This window comes from Agarivorans sp. Toyoura001, assembly GCF_005405585.1.
In the GTDB taxonomy this organism is placed as follows: domain Bacteria; phylum Pseudomonadota; class Gammaproteobacteria; order Enterobacterales; family Celerinatantimonadaceae; genus Agarivorans.
Window position 1 is genome coordinate 131,256 of the sequence record NZ_BJEQ01000008.1, and the last position, 15,685, is coordinate 146,940.

The 15,685-nt window shown below is 42.3% G+C and carries 15 protein-coding genes; 5 read left to right on the forward strand and 10 right to left on the reverse strand.

The window, feature by feature from the left end; all coding sequences use genetic code 11:
• Window positions 1-24 precede the first annotated feature (24 nt).
• From yidC to FFR00_RS11660, 7 genes are all read right to left on the reverse strand, one after another.
• A complete protein-coding gene (yidC, locus tag FFR00_RS11630; RefSeq protein WP_137673570.1) occupies window positions 25-1,665 on the reverse strand; it encodes a membrane protein insertase YidC in 1,641 nt (546 codons plus the stop codon).
• An 8-nt stretch (window positions 1,666-1,673) separates the two neighbouring features.
• Window positions 1,674-1,928 carry a membrane protein insertion efficiency factor YidD gene (yidD, locus tag FFR00_RS11635; protein ID WP_137673571.1) on the reverse strand — a complete coding sequence of 85 codons (255 nt, stop codon included), beginning with the start codon at window positions 1,926-1,928 and terminating at the stop codon, window positions 1,674-1,676.
• The gene (rnpA, locus tag FFR00_RS11640) at window positions 1,898-2,206 is read right to left on the reverse strand and encodes a ribonuclease P protein component (RefSeq protein ID WP_373681410.1); all 309 of its coding nucleotides are present in this window, start codon (window positions 2,204-2,206) and stop codon (window positions 1,898-1,900) included. Before rnpA ends, yidD begins: the two co-directional genes overlap by 31 nt.
• A gap of 49 nt (window positions 2,207-2,255) precedes the next feature.
• On the reverse strand, window positions 2,256-2,390 hold the full coding sequence (gene rpmH, locus FFR00_RS11645) for a 50S ribosomal protein L34 (RefSeq protein ID WP_016400276.1): 135 nt from the start codon (window positions 2,388-2,390) through the stop codon (window positions 2,256-2,258).
• Window positions 2,391-2,607: 217 nt separating this feature from the next.
• Complete coding sequence (locus tag FFR00_RS11650; RefSeq protein ID WP_137673573.1) at window positions 2,608-3,354, reverse strand: amino acid ABC transporter ATP-binding protein; 747 nt, start codon at window positions 3,352-3,354, stop codon at window positions 2,608-2,610.
• A 1-nt stretch (window position 3,355) separates the two neighbouring features.
• Window positions 3,356-4,024 (reverse strand): amino acid ABC transporter permease, encoded by a 669-nt coding sequence (locus FFR00_RS11655; protein WP_137673574.1) that lies wholly within the window; start codon window positions 4,022-4,024, stop codon window positions 3,356-3,358.
• Complete coding sequence (locus FFR00_RS11660) at window positions 4,024-4,782, reverse strand: amino acid ABC transporter substrate-binding protein (RefSeq protein ID WP_137673575.1); 759 nt, start codon at window positions 4,780-4,782, stop codon at window positions 4,024-4,026. The genes FFR00_RS11655 and FFR00_RS11660 overlap by 1 nt, the downstream gene beginning before the upstream one ends.
• Window positions 4,783-5,009: 227 nt before the next feature.
• On the opposite strand from FFR00_RS11660, the gene dnaA reads away from it, so the two are divergent.
• From dnaA to FFR00_RS11685, 5 genes are all read left to right on the forward strand, one after another.
• A complete protein-coding gene (dnaA, locus tag FFR00_RS11665; RefSeq protein ID WP_137673576.1) occupies window positions 5,010-6,413 on the forward strand; it encodes a chromosomal replication initiator protein DnaA in 1,404 nt (467 codons plus the stop codon).
• Between the two features lie 20 nt (window positions 6,414-6,433).
• Window positions 6,434-7,537 (forward strand): DNA polymerase III subunit beta, encoded by a 1,104-nt coding sequence (gene dnaN / locus FFR00_RS11670; RefSeq protein ID WP_137673577.1) that lies wholly within the window; start codon window positions 6,434-6,436, stop codon window positions 7,535-7,537.
• A gap of 10 nt (window positions 7,538-7,547) precedes the next feature.
• The gene (gene recF / locus FFR00_RS11675; RefSeq protein WP_137673578.1) at window positions 7,548-8,633 is read left to right on the forward strand and encodes a DNA replication/repair protein RecF; all 1,086 of its coding nucleotides are present in this window, start codon (window positions 7,548-7,550) and stop codon (window positions 8,631-8,633) included.
• On the forward strand, window positions 8,626-11,043 hold the full coding sequence (gene gyrB / locus FFR00_RS11680) for a DNA topoisomerase (ATP-hydrolyzing) subunit B (protein ID WP_137673579.1): 2,418 nt from the start codon (window positions 8,626-8,628) through the stop codon (window positions 11,041-11,043). Before recF ends, gyrB begins: the two co-directional genes overlap by 8 nt.
• Window positions 11,044-11,230: 187 nt before the next feature.
• The gene (locus tag FFR00_RS11685; protein ID WP_137673580.1) at window positions 11,231-11,707 is read left to right on the forward strand and encodes an Hsp20 family protein; all 477 of its coding nucleotides are present in this window, start codon (window positions 11,231-11,233) and stop codon (window positions 11,705-11,707) included.
• Between the two features lie 55 nt (window positions 11,708-11,762).
• Here FFR00_RS11685 and FFR00_RS11690 read toward each other — a convergent pair whose 3' ends face one another.
• The 3 genes from FFR00_RS11690 to FFR00_RS11700 form a co-directional block, all read right to left on the reverse strand.
• Entirely contained in the window at window positions 11,763-13,010 is a 1,248-nt protein-coding gene (locus tag FFR00_RS11690; protein WP_137673581.1) for a valine--pyruvate transaminase, read from the reverse strand.
• Window positions 13,011-13,162: 152 nt separating this feature from the next.
• Window positions 13,163-15,001, reverse strand: a complete 1,839-nt coding sequence (locus tag FFR00_RS11695) for an alpha-amylase (protein WP_137673582.1) — start codon at window positions 14,999-15,001, stop codon at window positions 13,163-13,165.
• Between the two features lie 86 nt (window positions 15,002-15,087).
• Window positions 15,088-15,537, reverse strand: a complete 450-nt coding sequence (locus FFR00_RS11700) for a hypothetical protein (RefSeq protein WP_137673583.1) — start codon at window positions 15,535-15,537, stop codon at window positions 15,088-15,090.
• Window positions 15,538-15,685: the final 148 nt, after the last annotated feature.

A 15,685-nucleotide genomic window follows, 5' to 3' on the forward strand; every position in this document is an offset into this window, starting at 1 on the left:
TAGCATTGTAGCTAAACTTTGTGCCTAGCGTTTATGCAGGCCGTTTTTCTCTAGGTTACGGTAAATAATGGTTTGCTGAATCAGCGTTACCACGTTACTCATTAGCCAGTAAAGTACTAGACCAGCTGGGAACCATAAGAAGAATACGGTAAAGATAACAGGCATAAATTGCATAATTTTAGCCTGCATTGGGTCAGCAACCGTAGTTGGAGACATCTTCTGAATGAAGAACATGCTCACACCCATTAGCACTGGTAAGATGTAAAACGGGTCTTGAACCGATAAATCGGTAATCCAACCAAAGAACGGTGCATGACGCAGTTCTACGCTTTCCATTAATGACCAATACAATGCAATGAAGATAGGCATTTGCAGCAAGATAGGGAAACAGCCACCTAAGGGGTTAACCTTTTCTTTCTTGTAGAGTTCCATCATGCCTTGCGACATTTTCTGACGGTCGTCACCATACTTCTCACGTAGTGCTGCCATTTTTGGCTGTAGCAAACGCATTTTCGCCATTGAGGTGTATTGCGCTTTAGTTAGCGGGTACAACAAACCTTTAACGGTGAAGGTAATCAGGATAATAGCTACACCCCAGTTGCCTACAAAGCTATGGAAGAACTTAAGCAGCTTAGATAGCGGTTGAGCAATAAACCATAACCAACCGTAATCTACAGTAAGATCTAGGTGCTTAGCTGATTCAGCCATTTGTTCTTGAAGCTTAGGACCCACCCACAATGCACTGCTTAACTTAGCACTTTGGCTAGGCGCAACGGTTTGTACAGGAGCTTTATAACCCATGAACACAAAACCATTGTTGCTGTTAGAGTACAGTTGATTGGTGTCGCCAGCATTTGGTAGCCAAGCCGTTACAAAGTAATGCTGCATCATGGCAACCCAACCACCTGTAGTGGTTTCACTTAGGTCAGATTTTTTGATGTCTTTGATGCTGTACTTAGAGTAGCGCGTAGACTCACTTGAGTATGCGCCACCGCGGTAAACAGGCATTACCATACTAGAGCTATGCTCTTTTTCAGTTTGCTTAATTTGGCTGTAAAGTTGCAGACTTAAAGCGTTGTCACCATTGTTGGTCACATCAAAATCTACTTTAACGTCGTAGCTACCGCGGGTAAGGGTAAAGCTTTTAGTAAAGCTACTGCCGTTTTCGTCTTGGTAAGTAAAGGCTACTACCAATTCATCGCTGCCATCGGTCATTTCAAAACTGTCGCTGCTTACTTGATAAACAGGGCGACCATTGGCGTTAGCGTCTGGGCCATCACGACCAATCAAACCACTTTGGGCGATGTAGGTAAAATTCGGGTTTTCTTCAAGTAGCACAAACGGGTCTGCAGAGTCTTCTTCTATTGGGTAAGCCAATAGCTCAGCACTTACTACATCACCGCCTTGAGCGCTAATTTTAAGTTTTAATACGTCTGTCGTTACAGTGATTAACTGACCCGCCGAAGTGGCTTGAGTTAAGTCTGAATCGTCGTGAGATAATGCACTGGCTGGCACATCACTATTTGCATTCGCACCAGTTGCGTTAACAGTATTGGTGGCAGTTGCTACTACAGGCTGTGGGCCGTAGTCTTTTTGCCATTGCTGATATATAAGAAAACTTACAAACAGCAACCCAATTATCAGTAAATTGCGTTGAGATTCCATAATATTAGTTAATCACTATTTGTTTTTTCGGAACCTGGAACCGGATCGTGTCCGCCAGGATGTAGAGGATGGCATTTTAATAGACGTTGGCTTGCTAACCAACAACCTTTTATCACACCGTGCAAATTAATTGCTTCAATCGCATAGTCTGAACACGATGGCGTAAATCGGCAGCGCGGGCCAAGTAGTGGACTTATCACATATTGATAAGCCTTTATCGGCATAATTGCGATTATTCGCAACGGCGCGTTAGTCTTCGCCATGATTTCTCCAGAAGCTTCATCAATTCTTGATTACTTAAATCTGAAATACCGTTCTTGGAAATAACCACAATGTCTACTGCAGGTAATTGATGCTGATGTAGACGAAAGCTTTCTCTTGCTAAACGCTTAATACGATTACGACCTACAGCGAGTTTAATACTTTTTTTGGAAACAGCTAAACCCAAACGAGGATGAGAGAGAGTATTGGTTTTTGCAAGGATGGTGAGTTGAGGAGTACCCACACGAACGGGGTTGGAGAATACGTGTTTAAAATGCATGGGAGTTAACAAACGTAACTCCCTGCCAAAAGTTTGTCTTTGCACTTAATTATGCAGACAAACTTGCGCGACCTTTAGCGCGACGACGTGCCAAAACTTGGCGGCCGTTTTTAGTTGCCATGCGAGCGCGGAAACCGTGGCTACGCTTACGCTTTAATACGCTTGGTTGAAAAGTACGTTTCATATTTATTACTCTTGCTAGCTAGTTTTTTACTGTACAGTCGGTGCAATTAACCAAAATGGTAGGCGCACCGGGTAAAAAAGAGGCGAAATTCTAATCATTCGCCACTTCTAAGTCAAACGAAATATCGCTTAATCTTAAATACTCTTTTTCAAAAGATCCTTTGGATCTTGGGCGGCATTATAGTGCTCCTATATATAGGTGCAACAGATCTATTTAATTAGACTTCGCCGCGCTTTACAATTCGAGAGATAAATTGTTGAGTTCTGGGATCTTTTGGGCTGTTAAATAGTTGCTCTGGGCTACCTTGCTCTACTATTGTCCCATCACTCATAAATACCACTCGATCCGCCACTTCTCTTGCAAAGGCCATTTCATGGGTGACAATAATTAAAGTTTGCTTTCGCTGGGCCAGTTTCTTTATCAGGGCCAGCACTTCGCCCACCCATTCAGGATCTAGTGCCGAGGTGGGCTCATCAAACAAAATGGCTTTGCTATGGGTGGCCATTGCTCGACCAATACCTACTCGTTGCTGTTGACCACCCGAAAGTTGGCTAGGGTAATGTTTGGCTTTATCCGCTAAACCAATGTCGCTTAAGATCTCTCTGGCGGTATTCAGTGCTTCCGCTTTCGGTTGTTTCCACACAGTAATTAACGCTTCGGCGATATTCTGCTCAGCATTTAGATTGGCAAACAAGGAGTAGTTTTGAAAAACAAAAGACAACTTCCTGCGTAATGCCAATACATCCTGTTGTTGATGATGCTTTGCCTCAACATTCAAATTGTCGACACTAATGGTCCCTGAGTCTGGTTGCTCAAGGTAGTTAATGCAGCGCAAAAAAGTAGATTTACCCGTTCCAGAAGGCCCGATGATAGCAACAACTTCGCCCTCTTTAACCTCTAAATCGATGCTGTTAAGCACTGTTTGACCATCAAAGGCTTTACTAAGGTTGGATACTTTAATCATGCTAATAAGCCTTGGATAATCGTTTTTCTGCTACGTTTTGTAGCTGGGTAAACACGGCCACTACGGCCCAATAAATAAGTGCAACAGCTAAAAATGATTCAAAGAACTTAAAGCTACTTGAAGCTTCCATTTGCGCTTTGGCCATTATCTCGGCAACCCCTAAGGTGAATGCTAAAGAGGTGCTCTTAATCATATCAATCAGGTAGTTCATTAAAGACGGCAACGCGGTACGTAATGCTTGCGGTAATATTACTCTGCGCAGCGCTTGCATGCGGGTCATGCCAAACGCATAGCTAGCATCCCACTGGCTTTTATCAATAGAGTTTATTGCTGCTCTAATGCTCTCTGCTTTATATGCCGAGAAATGCAGGCTTAAACCTATGACCGATGCGCTAAAGGCGTCTAAGCCAATCAGTATTGGGAATACTTGTGGTAAACCGTAATACAAAATAAATAGTTGGACTAACAATGGAGTACCACGGAAAAACGAGATAAACACCACTGCAAATTGGTTGAGCACTGGCAGCTTAAATACCCTAAATAGGGCTAAGATTAAGGCCAGTATTAACGCAAAAACGGCTGCAATAGCAGCCATTTCCATGGTTGTTCCCAAATACTTAAACAGTATTGGGAACAATTCCATCATGTAGTTAAAGTCAAAAGTTGACATTATTTGGTGATGTCCCCGTCAAACCATTTTTCAGATATTGTGCTTAAGCTACCATCTTGCTGCATTGCTTCTAAGCTAGCATTTACTTTTGCTTGTAAGGCTTGGCCTGCTTCGTTGTTTTTGAAAGGCATCGCGTTTTCAATGGTTTCGAATGGCTGGCCTGCTAGCGCTAAGGGTAGACCAGATTTTTTAATCAAGGCTAAAGATGATACTCGGTCCATAACAAAAGCGTCTGAGCGACCCAAGGCAACGTCTTGCTCAATGCCGGTGTCGTAGGTAGCAATATTTATTTGCTTATCGCTGTCGTGTTTTCTTAATAGCTGCTCAAAGTTTGAACCTAGGTTAACTGCTACTTTTTTGCCTTTAAGATCGTTAATGTCCTTTATCTCGTCGTTACCTTTACGCACAACAATTTGCGCACCGTCTACAACATAAGGATGTGAGAACAAGTATTTGGCTTTACGCTCATCAGTAATAGTGATTTGGTTAGAAATAGTATCTACTCTACCTGTTTCTAACATGCCAAATAGGCCAGAGAAGTTTGCGGTAACGTACTCAACCTTCCAGTCGTTACGTTTAGCTATTTCATCCCATACATCAACTTCAAAACCTTGTAGCTTGTCTTGCTGAACAAAAGTGAAGGGGAAGTAACGACCAGACATACCCACTTTGACGGTATCTTGAGCAAATGCTGACCAAGGACTTAGGCTAACCAGCAGTAAAGCCATTAGTAATCGTGATTTATTTAGTAGTTTCATTTCGATTCTTCTATTCAGCGAGTAGTGTATGGCAAAAAATTCTAGTTCATAGATGATATTTGCACAAATACGCTGTTGTTATATCAAATAACCAAGCTGTTATGTGGTGACCAGAATGTTATTCACATATTTGTTATCTGCTTGTGAATAATTCATAAGAAACCTAGAGTTTAAGCGGCTTCCGTTATAAAATAGACGGTCTTTTTGGTGATAACGCGGAGTCGCGAGTGAGTGGGTCTCTTTGGCAACAAATCTTAGTACGTTTACAAGATGAATTGCCGGCAACAGAATTTAGTATGTGGATCCGACCACTTCAAGTAGAACAAGATGCAGAGCTATTGGTGTTGTATGCACCAAATCGTTTTGTACTCGATTGGGTAAAAGACAAATACCTGATTCGTGTGAACGCCTTGCTCGAAGAGTTTTGTGGAAGTGATAAGCCTAGTTTGCGTTTTGAGGTAGGCAGTAAGCCTGCAAGCGTAACCAGAACCGCTACAGTTAAAAGCGAGCCTGCTCCAACAGGTGTGAGAAATGTTTACGTCAATAACAATGACTCAGGTAAAAGTTGGGATAAGGAACCCGCTGTTAAGTCAGCTTTAGAAGCTAATCACCGCAACAACATTAATGCCACCTACCAGTTTGATAATTTTGTTGAAGGTAAATCAAACCAGTTGGCTAGGGCGGCAGCTACGCAAGTTGCTAATAACCCTGGTGGGGCGTATAACCCACTATTCCTATATGGCGGTACCGGCTTAGGTAAAACTCACTTATTGCATGCTGTGGGTAACGGCATTATTGCTAATAAAAAGAACGCAAAAGTTGTGTATATGCACTCTGAACGTTTTGTTCAGGATATGGTAAAAGCATTACAAAACAATGCGATAGAAGATTTTAAACGCTACTACCGCAGTGTAGATGCCTTGCTCATTGATGACATTCAGTTTTTTGCTAATAAAGAACGCTCACAAGAAGAGTTCTTTCATACCTTTAATGCACTGTTAGAAGGTAATCAGCAAATCATCCTTACCAGTGATCGCTACCCTAAAGAAATCGACGGCGTTGAAGACCGTTTAAAAAGTCGTTTTGGCTGGGGCTTAACTGTTGCTATTGAACCGCCTGAGTTAGAAACGCGGGTGGCTATTCTAATGACTAAGGCTAACGAAAATAATATCCGCCTGCCTGACGAAGTTGCTTTCTTCATTGCCAAACGCTTACGTTCTAACGTACGTGAACTAGAAGGGGCGTTGAACCGGGTGATTGCTAACGCTAATTTCACTGGGCGCGCTATTACTATTGATTTCGTTCGTGAAGCTTTGCGCGATTTACTGGCGCTGCAAGAGAAGCTAGTCACCATCGACAATATTCAAAAAACCGTCGCAGAGTACTACAAGATTAAAGTGGCAGACCTGCTATCTAAGCGTCGTTCTCGCTCTGTGGCTCGTCCACGCCAGTTAGCCATGGCCTTGGCCAAAGAGCTAACTAACCATAGCTTGCCAGAAATTGGTGATGCTTTTGGCGGGCGAGACCACACTACGGTATTACATGCGTGTCGTAAAATTGCTCAGTTAAAAGAAGAAAGTCACGACATCAAAGAAGATTACCAGAATTTAATTCGTACATTATCGTCATAATCGGAGAGGCGTTATTAAGTATGCAATTTAGTATTAATCGGGAACAACTGCTTAAACCTTTACAGCAGGTAAGTGCCGCACTCGGTGGGCGCCCAACTATTCCTATTTTAGGTAACGTATTGCTAGATATTAGCAATCAGCAATTGTCTATCACTGGCACCGATATGGAAGTAGAGCTTATCGCTACGCTTCCTTTAGAGAGCGCAGTAAATGAAGGGCGTGTAACCGTACCGGCTAAAAAGTTTGTTGATATTTGCCGAGGCTTGCCAGATGGTTGTGAAATTAGCTGTAAGGCTGATGACAACCGTTTAGTGCTTAAATCTGGCCGCAGCCGTTTTTCTCTGGCTACATTACCTGCCACTGATTTTCCTAATATTGAAGATTGGCAAAGTCAGCAAGTTATTCAACTTACTCAGGGTCAGTTAAAGAACCTGATTGATAGCACACAGTTTTCTATGGCGAGCCAAGATGTTCGTTATTACTTAAACGGTATGTTGTTTGAAACCGACGATAAAGGCTTAAAAACCATTGCTACCGACGGCCACCGATTGGCCTTAGCAGAGCAAACTTTTGATCAGCCTTTACAGCCGCAACAAGTGATTGTGCCACGAAAGGGCGTAATTGAGTTGGCCCGGATGTTGGAACACGAAGACCAATTGGTTGAACTGCAAATTGGCAGTAATAACATCAGGGCAAGTGTTCAAGGTTACACGTTTACCAGCAAATTGGTCGATGGTCGCTTTCCTGACTATCGCCGCGTGCTTCCAGCAAATAGCGATAAGGCCTTGATCTCGGGTCGTGATGAGCTTAAACAAGCATTTTCACGAGCGGCTATTTTGTCTAATGAAAAATTTAGAGGTGTGCGACTTCAACTAGAGTCAGGCACCTTAAATATTACTGCTAACAACCCTGAACAAGAAGAGGCCGAAGAGATCTTGGATGTTGATTACAACGCCGAAGACTTAGAGATTGGCTTCAATGTTGTTTATGTACTCGACGTGCTTAATGCGCTTAAGTGCGAGCAAATTCGTATTAACATGAGTAACAGCAATAGCAGTGCGCTAATTGAAGACGCAGAGCAAACAGGCAAAGCAATGTATGTTGTTATGCCAATGCGTTTGTAGAACTGTTTAGATGCAGATACAAAGCTTAGGCTTACAACATTTTAGAAATATAGAAAGTGCCAGCCTTAACCTCAATCCACAGCTTAATGTGGTATTGGGAAAAAATGGCAGCGGAAAGACCAGTGTACTAGAAGCTATTTATTATTTGGGCTTTGGTCGGTCTTTTCGTAGTAATAGAGCCAGTAAGGTGATTAGTTACCAGCAAGACAGTTTTGTAGTGTTTGCTCAGTTGGAGGAACACAAAATTGGTTTGCAAAAATTTAAAGGCGGAGACACAGCCTTAAGAATTAACAAAGAAACGGTACGTAGCCAAGCGGTTCTTGCCTCTTTGTTGCCTATACAGATTCTTCACCCCGAAGGATACGGCTTAGTAGATGGTAGTCCTAAACATCGAAGAGCCTATTTGGATTGGGGAGTGTTTCACGTGGAACATCAGTTTCACGGTGCTTGGCAGAACTATAAACGAATATTGAAACAGCGTAACGCACTGTTAAAACAAACGCGTCAGTACCAAGACTTAGTTTACTGGGATAAGCAGCTTGTAGAACTGGCTCTAGTAGTTAGTAAGCAACGGCTGGAGTATGTTACGAGTATTAAGTCGACTCTATTTGATTTGGTTGAAGAGTTTCTTCCTGAATACAAATTTGAGTTAGCCTTTTATCAAGGTTGGGACGAACAAAGCGATTTAGCTGATTTGCTAAAAAGCAGTTTTGAGAGGGATAGAATGTTGGGTTATACCCAATATGGGCCTCACAAAGCAGATTTAAAGTTTAAGTTTAATGGCATCAATGCGGTTGATTTAATCTCGAGAGGGCAGTTAAAGCTATTTGTGTGCGCACTAATATTGGCGCAAGGGCAACATGCTCAACAAACTAGTGGTAAGAAAACTGTATACCTTATTGATGATTTTGCTGCCGAACTAGATATGTCTAAACGACAGTTGTTGGCAACGTGCTTACAACGACATGGGTCTCAAGTTTTTGTTTCTGCAATTGAGGAACAAATGCTAGATGGATTTGATTTAGAAGGATGCACAATGTTTCACGTGGAACATGGTGTTATCAGCGACTATAAAACGAGAGTAAAACATGGCTGAAAATGAATATGGCTCATCGAGTATTAAGGTACTAAAGGGCCTTGATGCAGTAAGAAAACGTCCTGGGATGTATATTGGCGACACCGATGATGGCTCAGGTTTACATCACATGGTCTTCGAAGTTGTAGATAACTCTATCGATGAAGCATTGGCTGGTCACTGTACAGATGTGGTTGTTACCATTCATAGCGATGGTTCGGTATCTGTATCTGATGATGGTCGTGGTATCCCTGTTGATATTCACCCAGAAGAGGGGGTATCTGCAGCTGAAGTAATTATGACGGTACTTCACGCTGGTGGTAAATTCGATGATAATTCTTATAAAGTATCGGGTGGTTTGCACGGTGTTGGTGTTTCTGTAGTAAACGCGTTATCTATTAAGTTACAACTTACAGTTAAGCGCCAAGGACATGTTTACGAACAGTTTTACACTTTAGGTGAACCGGATGCACCTTTAGCTGTAGTAGGCGATACCGACAAAACAGGTACTGAATTACGTTTTTGGCCAAGTGAAGAGATTTTCTCTGATACTAAATTCCACTACGATATTCTTGCTAAGCGCTTACGTGAATTATCATTTTTGAACTCGGGTGTATCGATCATCCTTAAAGATGAGCGTGATGATAAGCAAGATCACTTCTGTTATGAAGGTGGTATTGAAGCGTTTGTATCTTACCTAAATACCAACAAAACGCCGATTCACCCTAAAGCATTTAGCTTTAACTTCCAGCGTGAAGATGGCATTGCTGTTGAATTAGCGATGCAGTGGAATGATGGGTTCCAGGAAAACGTTTATTGTTTTACCAATAACATTCCGCAAAAAGATGGTGGTACCCACTTAGCTGGATTTAGAGCGGCGTTAACTCGTACTCTAAATAGCTACATGGAGAAGGAAGGCGTTAACAAGAAAGACAAGAATAACGCGACCGGTGATGACGCTCGCGAAGGTTTAACTGCGGTTGTTTCGGTTAAAGTACCTGATCCTAAGTTCTCAAGCCAAACTAAAGATAAGCTAGTTTCTTCAGAAGTTAAGTCTGCGGTTGAACAGACCATGGGTGAGAAACTAAGTGAATACTTGCTAGAGAACCCTCAAGAAGCCAAAATTATCACTCAGAAAATTTTGGATGCTGCTCGCGCACGAGAAGCTGCTCGTAAAGCACGAGATATGACTCGTCGTAAAGGTGCGCTAGATTTGGCTGGTTTACCAGGAAAACTGGCCGACTGCCAAGAGAAAGATCCTGCTCTTTCTGAACTATACATAGTGGAGGGTGATTCTGCGGGAGGTAGTGCTAAGCAAGCGCGTAACCGTAAGAACCAAGCTATTCTTCCGCTAAAAGGTAAAATTTTAAACGTAGAAAAAGCCCGCTTTGATAAGATGCTTTCTTCTCAAGAGGTAGCTACTCTTATTACCGCAATGGGTTGTGGCATTGGTAGAGATGAATATAACCCGGATAAAACGCGTTACCACAACATCATCATCATGACCGATGCGGATGTGGATGGCTCGCACATCCGCACCTTGCTACTAACTTTCTTCTACCGTCAAATGCCTGAAATTATTGAGCGTGGTTACATTTATATTGCTCAGCCTCCTTTATATAAGGTGAAGAAAGGTAAACAAGAGCGCTATGTTAAGGATGAAGAATCACTAACAGAATACTTAACTACTTTAGCCTTGGATAATTCAGGATTGCATGTAAACCCTGAAGCGCCTGCTATTGGTGGCGAACAGTTGGAAGGTTTAGTAACCCAGTACCGTCGAGTATGGAAAAACAACGAGCGTTTGTCTCGTCGCTACCCAATTGCTCTGCTTAGCCAAATGGTATATCAGCGTCCTATTAGCGTTGAAGAACTAAAAGACAATGAAGTGTTAGAGCAGTGGTCAGAAGAACTTATTGCACCAATTAATGCTGAATTGCCAAGTGGTAACTACTACTCTATTGAAGTAGAAAAACACGAAGAACGTGATATCTACTATCCAGTAGTTACGCTTCGCCAACATGGTGTTGACGTACAATTTAAGTTTGAGCCGGAGTTCTTTGCTTCAAATGACTACCAAGATATTTGTAGTTTACATGGCAAGTTAAATGGTTTGATCGAAGAAGGTGCTTACATTAAGCGTGGTGAGAAAACCAAGCCAGTTAAGAACTTTGAAGAAGCGCTTAATTGGTTAATGGCTGAGTCACGTCGTGGTCTATATATTCAACGTTATAAAGGACTAGGTGAAATGAACCCAGACCAATTGTGGGAAACTACAATGGACCCTGAAACTCGCCGTATGCTGCAAGTAACGGTTGAAGATGCGATTGCCTGTGATCAATTATTTACTACTTTGATGGGTGACCATGTTGAACCTCGTCGTAACTTCATTGAAGCTAACGCGTTGAACGTGGAAAACCTTGACGTGTAATCGATAGCGTTAAAGGTTAAGACTAAAAAGGCAATATGAAAATATTGCCTTTTTTGTACTTGAAAGAGTAAAACTTACCCCCATATATAGTAATAACAGGATGCCGCATAGGTGGGTGCTGTTTAGAAAGGGACGCAGCAATAGTGCTGGTCCAATACAATTTATTGCTCTATGAGGATAATATACAATGCGTAATCAATATGACTTTTCACCTCTTTATCGCACCGCTATTGGTTTTGATCGCTTAGCTAGTTTTATTGAAGCGGCTTCTAACCAAAGTGCCCAATCTCAAAACAATGGTTACCCGCCTTATAATATTGAAGCGGTAGACGAAAACCATTATCGAATTACTTTAGCTGTTGCAGGTTTTGCTGAAGATGAGTTATCAATCGTTGCTCGAGAAAATGCATTGATTGTTACTGGAACTAAGCAGAAAAAAGCCAACAATACAGAAACTAAGTTCTTACACCAAGGTATAGCTGAACGCGGCTTTGAGCGAAAATATCAAATCGCTGACCACGTTAAAGTGAAAGCTGCAAATCTTGAAAACGGGTTACTGTTTATTGAACTTGAGCGCGAGATTCCTGAAGCGCTTAAGCCTAAGCAAATTCCAATTAATGGAAAAATAAATTCGGTAGAAACTTTGGAAGCTAAAACAGCTTAAAGATGAAGTAATAAAGATAAAGAATGAAAAGGGCCACAAGGCCCTTTTTTAGTGTTTAATCCTCGAGTAGAGGATTAACGACTGAGGCGAGTATTTCAATGCCTTGTTTTACGTTGGCTTCACTTTGGGCGAAATTAAGTCGAATACATTCTTGAGTATGTCGCCAGCTATTACTCACACCAGGGAAGAAATAACTACCAGGTACAATCAATAGACCTTTCTGTTTAAGTGCTTGGTACAGCTCTTTATCGCTGATGGCTAAACCTTCGAACCATAACCATAAAAACATTGCACCTTCTGATTTATGAATCTTGAATTTGGTTGAGGGTATTGCCGCTTGTAACCAATTTATTGCCTGCTGAGATTTACGCTGATAAAAAGGGCGAATAATGTTGTTGCTGGCATCTAGTAGGCTATTGTCTTTAAGCATCTCATTCGCTAATGCAGGGCCAACACCACCGGGAGACAAATTAATAATCCCAGATAAATTACTCACCGCCTTAATAGTTTCTGGCTTGGCTATTACAACACCGCAGCGGGTGCCTGGTAATCCAAGCTTCGATAAGCTCAAACATAAAATCGTATTGTCATCCCAAAATGGCGTAGCTTCGTCGGTAAACACCAAGTTAGGGAAGGGCAGGCCATAAGCATTGTCGATAAGCAGTGGCACGCCATGTTGCTTGGCTAGTACCGATAGTTTGCTAATTTCATCATCGGTAATGACATTGCCAGTAGGGTTGGTTGGCCGAGAAACACAGACTAGCCCAATGCTTTGATCTAGATGTAGGTGGTCAAAATCAACGTGGTACTTAAACTGTCGCTTATCCAAATATTCAATGTTGGGTTTGTTGCCAATAAATAGGTCTTCGTCTATGCCGCTGTCTTCGTAACCGATATATTCAGGTGCTAAGGGAAACAGGACCTTCTTGTTGTTTTTACCTTTTCCAGCAAATAGATTGAAAAGGTAAAAAAATGCGCTTTGACTACCATTCGTTAAGGCAATGTTCTCACTTTTTATGTTCCAGTGGAATTCATTGCTTAGAAATTCAGCTAAGTTAGAAATAAATGCCTTATTTCCTTGAGGGGCGTCGTAATTACATAGCGCGCTGAGCAAGCTCTTGTTATCTAAGCCGTTACGAAGATGATGCTCAAAAATTTCGGTCATTTCTGGTATTTGAGCTGGGTTGCCACCGCCAAGCATGATCATCTCATCGCCCGCCCGAATACCTTCATCAAGGTCATCCATAAGCTGAGTGATGCCTGCATGGCGAGTGAATTTATTGCCAAAATCTGAATATGTCATAACACACCTTTTTCTATATAGGCGTCACCATAACAAAGATTGCTTTCTAATGGCAATTAGCCCAGTTGTTCTAGGTTGATTAGTTCATCAAAGAGGAAATAGATATAAAAAAAGCGGCCTAAGCCGCTTAAATATATGTTGTGAGTATCGCTTTAGTTAGCTGCTTGTCCTACATAAACTACCACTACTGCATCATCACCTTTGCGTCGTTCAAATACGTAAGGAGCGGTATTCAACTGTTTATGCTCCCCTGCGCCAATTGCTTGGTGACGCTTACGGAATTGAAGCAATTTTTGCCAGTGATTGTGGACGGCTAAACGTTGCTCATCATTCAATTGCTCCCAATTCATATCTGAACGGGTCGCTTGATGTTTATCTGAGCTGCGTGGTCCTTTCTCGCGAGCAGTTTCATCACCGTAGTATACTTGAATGGCTGTTGGCATGAGTAAGAAAGCAGAGCCCAATTGTTTTTGTTGCTCTAGATCTTTGCTGATGCTGCCATAGGCAAGTTTTGTATCGTGAGATGAGACGTAACTCAATACTTTGCCATCTCGCTTACCAAGTACGTCTGCGTAACGCTGATAGCCGTCTTGCATGTTAGTGAAGCAGTTCATGCCTTGCTTAGCTAAATCTGTTTGGTAAGTAAAGTCGATGAGTGAATCAAAGCCGCTATTGAATAGCTTTGAATTATTAAGGCCTTGCCCCCAGAACTCACCAGTCATCCAAAAGTCACTGTCATCTAGTACTTTATCGGGATTGTTTTGTTTCCACTCGCTAAAGGCTTTGCTTGAAGCCAGTTTTAGTTCCATCCACGCTTCTGGTTCTACGTGTTTCACGGTATCAGCTCGAAAGCCATCGATACCGTACTCACGTACCCAATCAGACAACCATGTAACTAGGTAATCTCGAACTGTTGCACCAGGAATTTCTACTGCTTTTGTATCGGGCTTGTTTTTGTAGAAAGGAGGTAGGCTTACTACATTGTCTGATTCAGTTTTGAAATCTGGCAAGTAAGCCAAAGACATTTCTAAATCACTTGGGCCTGGATTTGGGTAGCCTGAAATATCAGTACGAACCCACTCTGGTCCCCACCACTTAACCCATTCTGTTCTCGCACCGTAATCAATGTAGTCGTTAAAGCTGTGCCAAGTTTCGCCTTTACCTGGAGTCCAGTTAGTCCACTTCTCACCTAAGTAGGTTTCAATGGGGACATCATATTCTTGAGTCGCACCAAAACCGAACTCTTGCATATCGCCTAAGGTCGCGTATCCGGTGTGATTCATTACAATGTCCATTACCACGCGTATGCCACGAGCATGAGCATCATCAACAAACTGCTTAAACTCTTCAGCGGTACCCATGTTTTGGTCCATTACTGTGTAGTCTTGTACATAGTAGCCGTGGTACCCATAATGCTTAAAGTCGCCACGCATACCACCGCCAACCCAGCCGCGAATCTGTTCGTAAGGAGCGGTAATCCAAATGGCATTGATGCCTAAGTCTTCAATATAATCGAGCTTTTTACTTAAGCCCGCGATGTCACCACCATGGAAAGTACCAATTTCATTTTTGCCGTCATTACTGCGGCCGTAGCTATTGTCGTTGCCAGGGTTACCATTGTAGAAGCGATCGGTCATCACAAAATAAACAGATGCGCTATCCCAACTAAACTCATCCGCTTTTTTAGTGACTGACTCGAGTAACAGTAAACCTCCACTTTCTGGTGCGGGAGTAAAGGTGACTTTACCTTGATATACAGTGCTCATTTGGCCGCTGTAAAAGTCTCTTACGGCTGTACCTTCTTCAAAGCTGCTGCTTACATCCACAGATACGGGCTGACCATCCCATTGTAGACATTGCGCGCTTTGGCTTAATGCTTCGCTTGAACTACTGGCTGCGCTGGTGCTATTGCCTGTTTGAGGCGAAGAGCAACCGGCTATAGCCATACTGACTAAACAGCCGAGCAGAGCGGGTTTAATGAATTGCTGCATTTTTTTACATCCATATAGTTTTTGTTAGTGACCGACAGAAACAAAAAAGCCCCCTCATAGGGGGCTTTGAATAGAAAAGCTAAGGCTTACATTTCAACTTTTTCTACGTAAGTTACAGGAATCTCTTCTGACCAGTCTAAGTAGAAGCGGTATACGCCATCAACTTCTGGAGTGAATTTGAAGTTATCAAATGCTGAACATTTGTTTAACTGGCGACGGTCACCAATTTTAATTTCAGCTTCACCAGCTAGGAAACCAAAGTTAGTACCACACTGCCATGCAGCATCACCAAATTTCCACTCGTACGGTTGGCCATCAGCAATTAAAGGCTCATCAACAGATGAAGTAGCTGACCATACGTTTTTCTTACCTTCTACAGGCATCAATTTGTATTCTGGAGCCGCATCCCACCAAGTGAATACGCCACGTAGATATACGTCACGAGTTAATTTACTGTCGCCGCCGCTAGAAGCACAACCAGCTGCTACTATGGTGATTAGTGCTAGCACACCTGCTTTCATTAAATTCTTAAGCATTTCCAATTCCTTTATATTTTTATAGCTTTCCTTTGTCTTTGCAGACAAACATTACGTAATGAGCTGAACTCGAGCCTATTTATATCGAAGCTAGCCCAGAAAAAACGTGCCAAGCTCACACTACTATGCTGAAAAGGATTTCAAGATT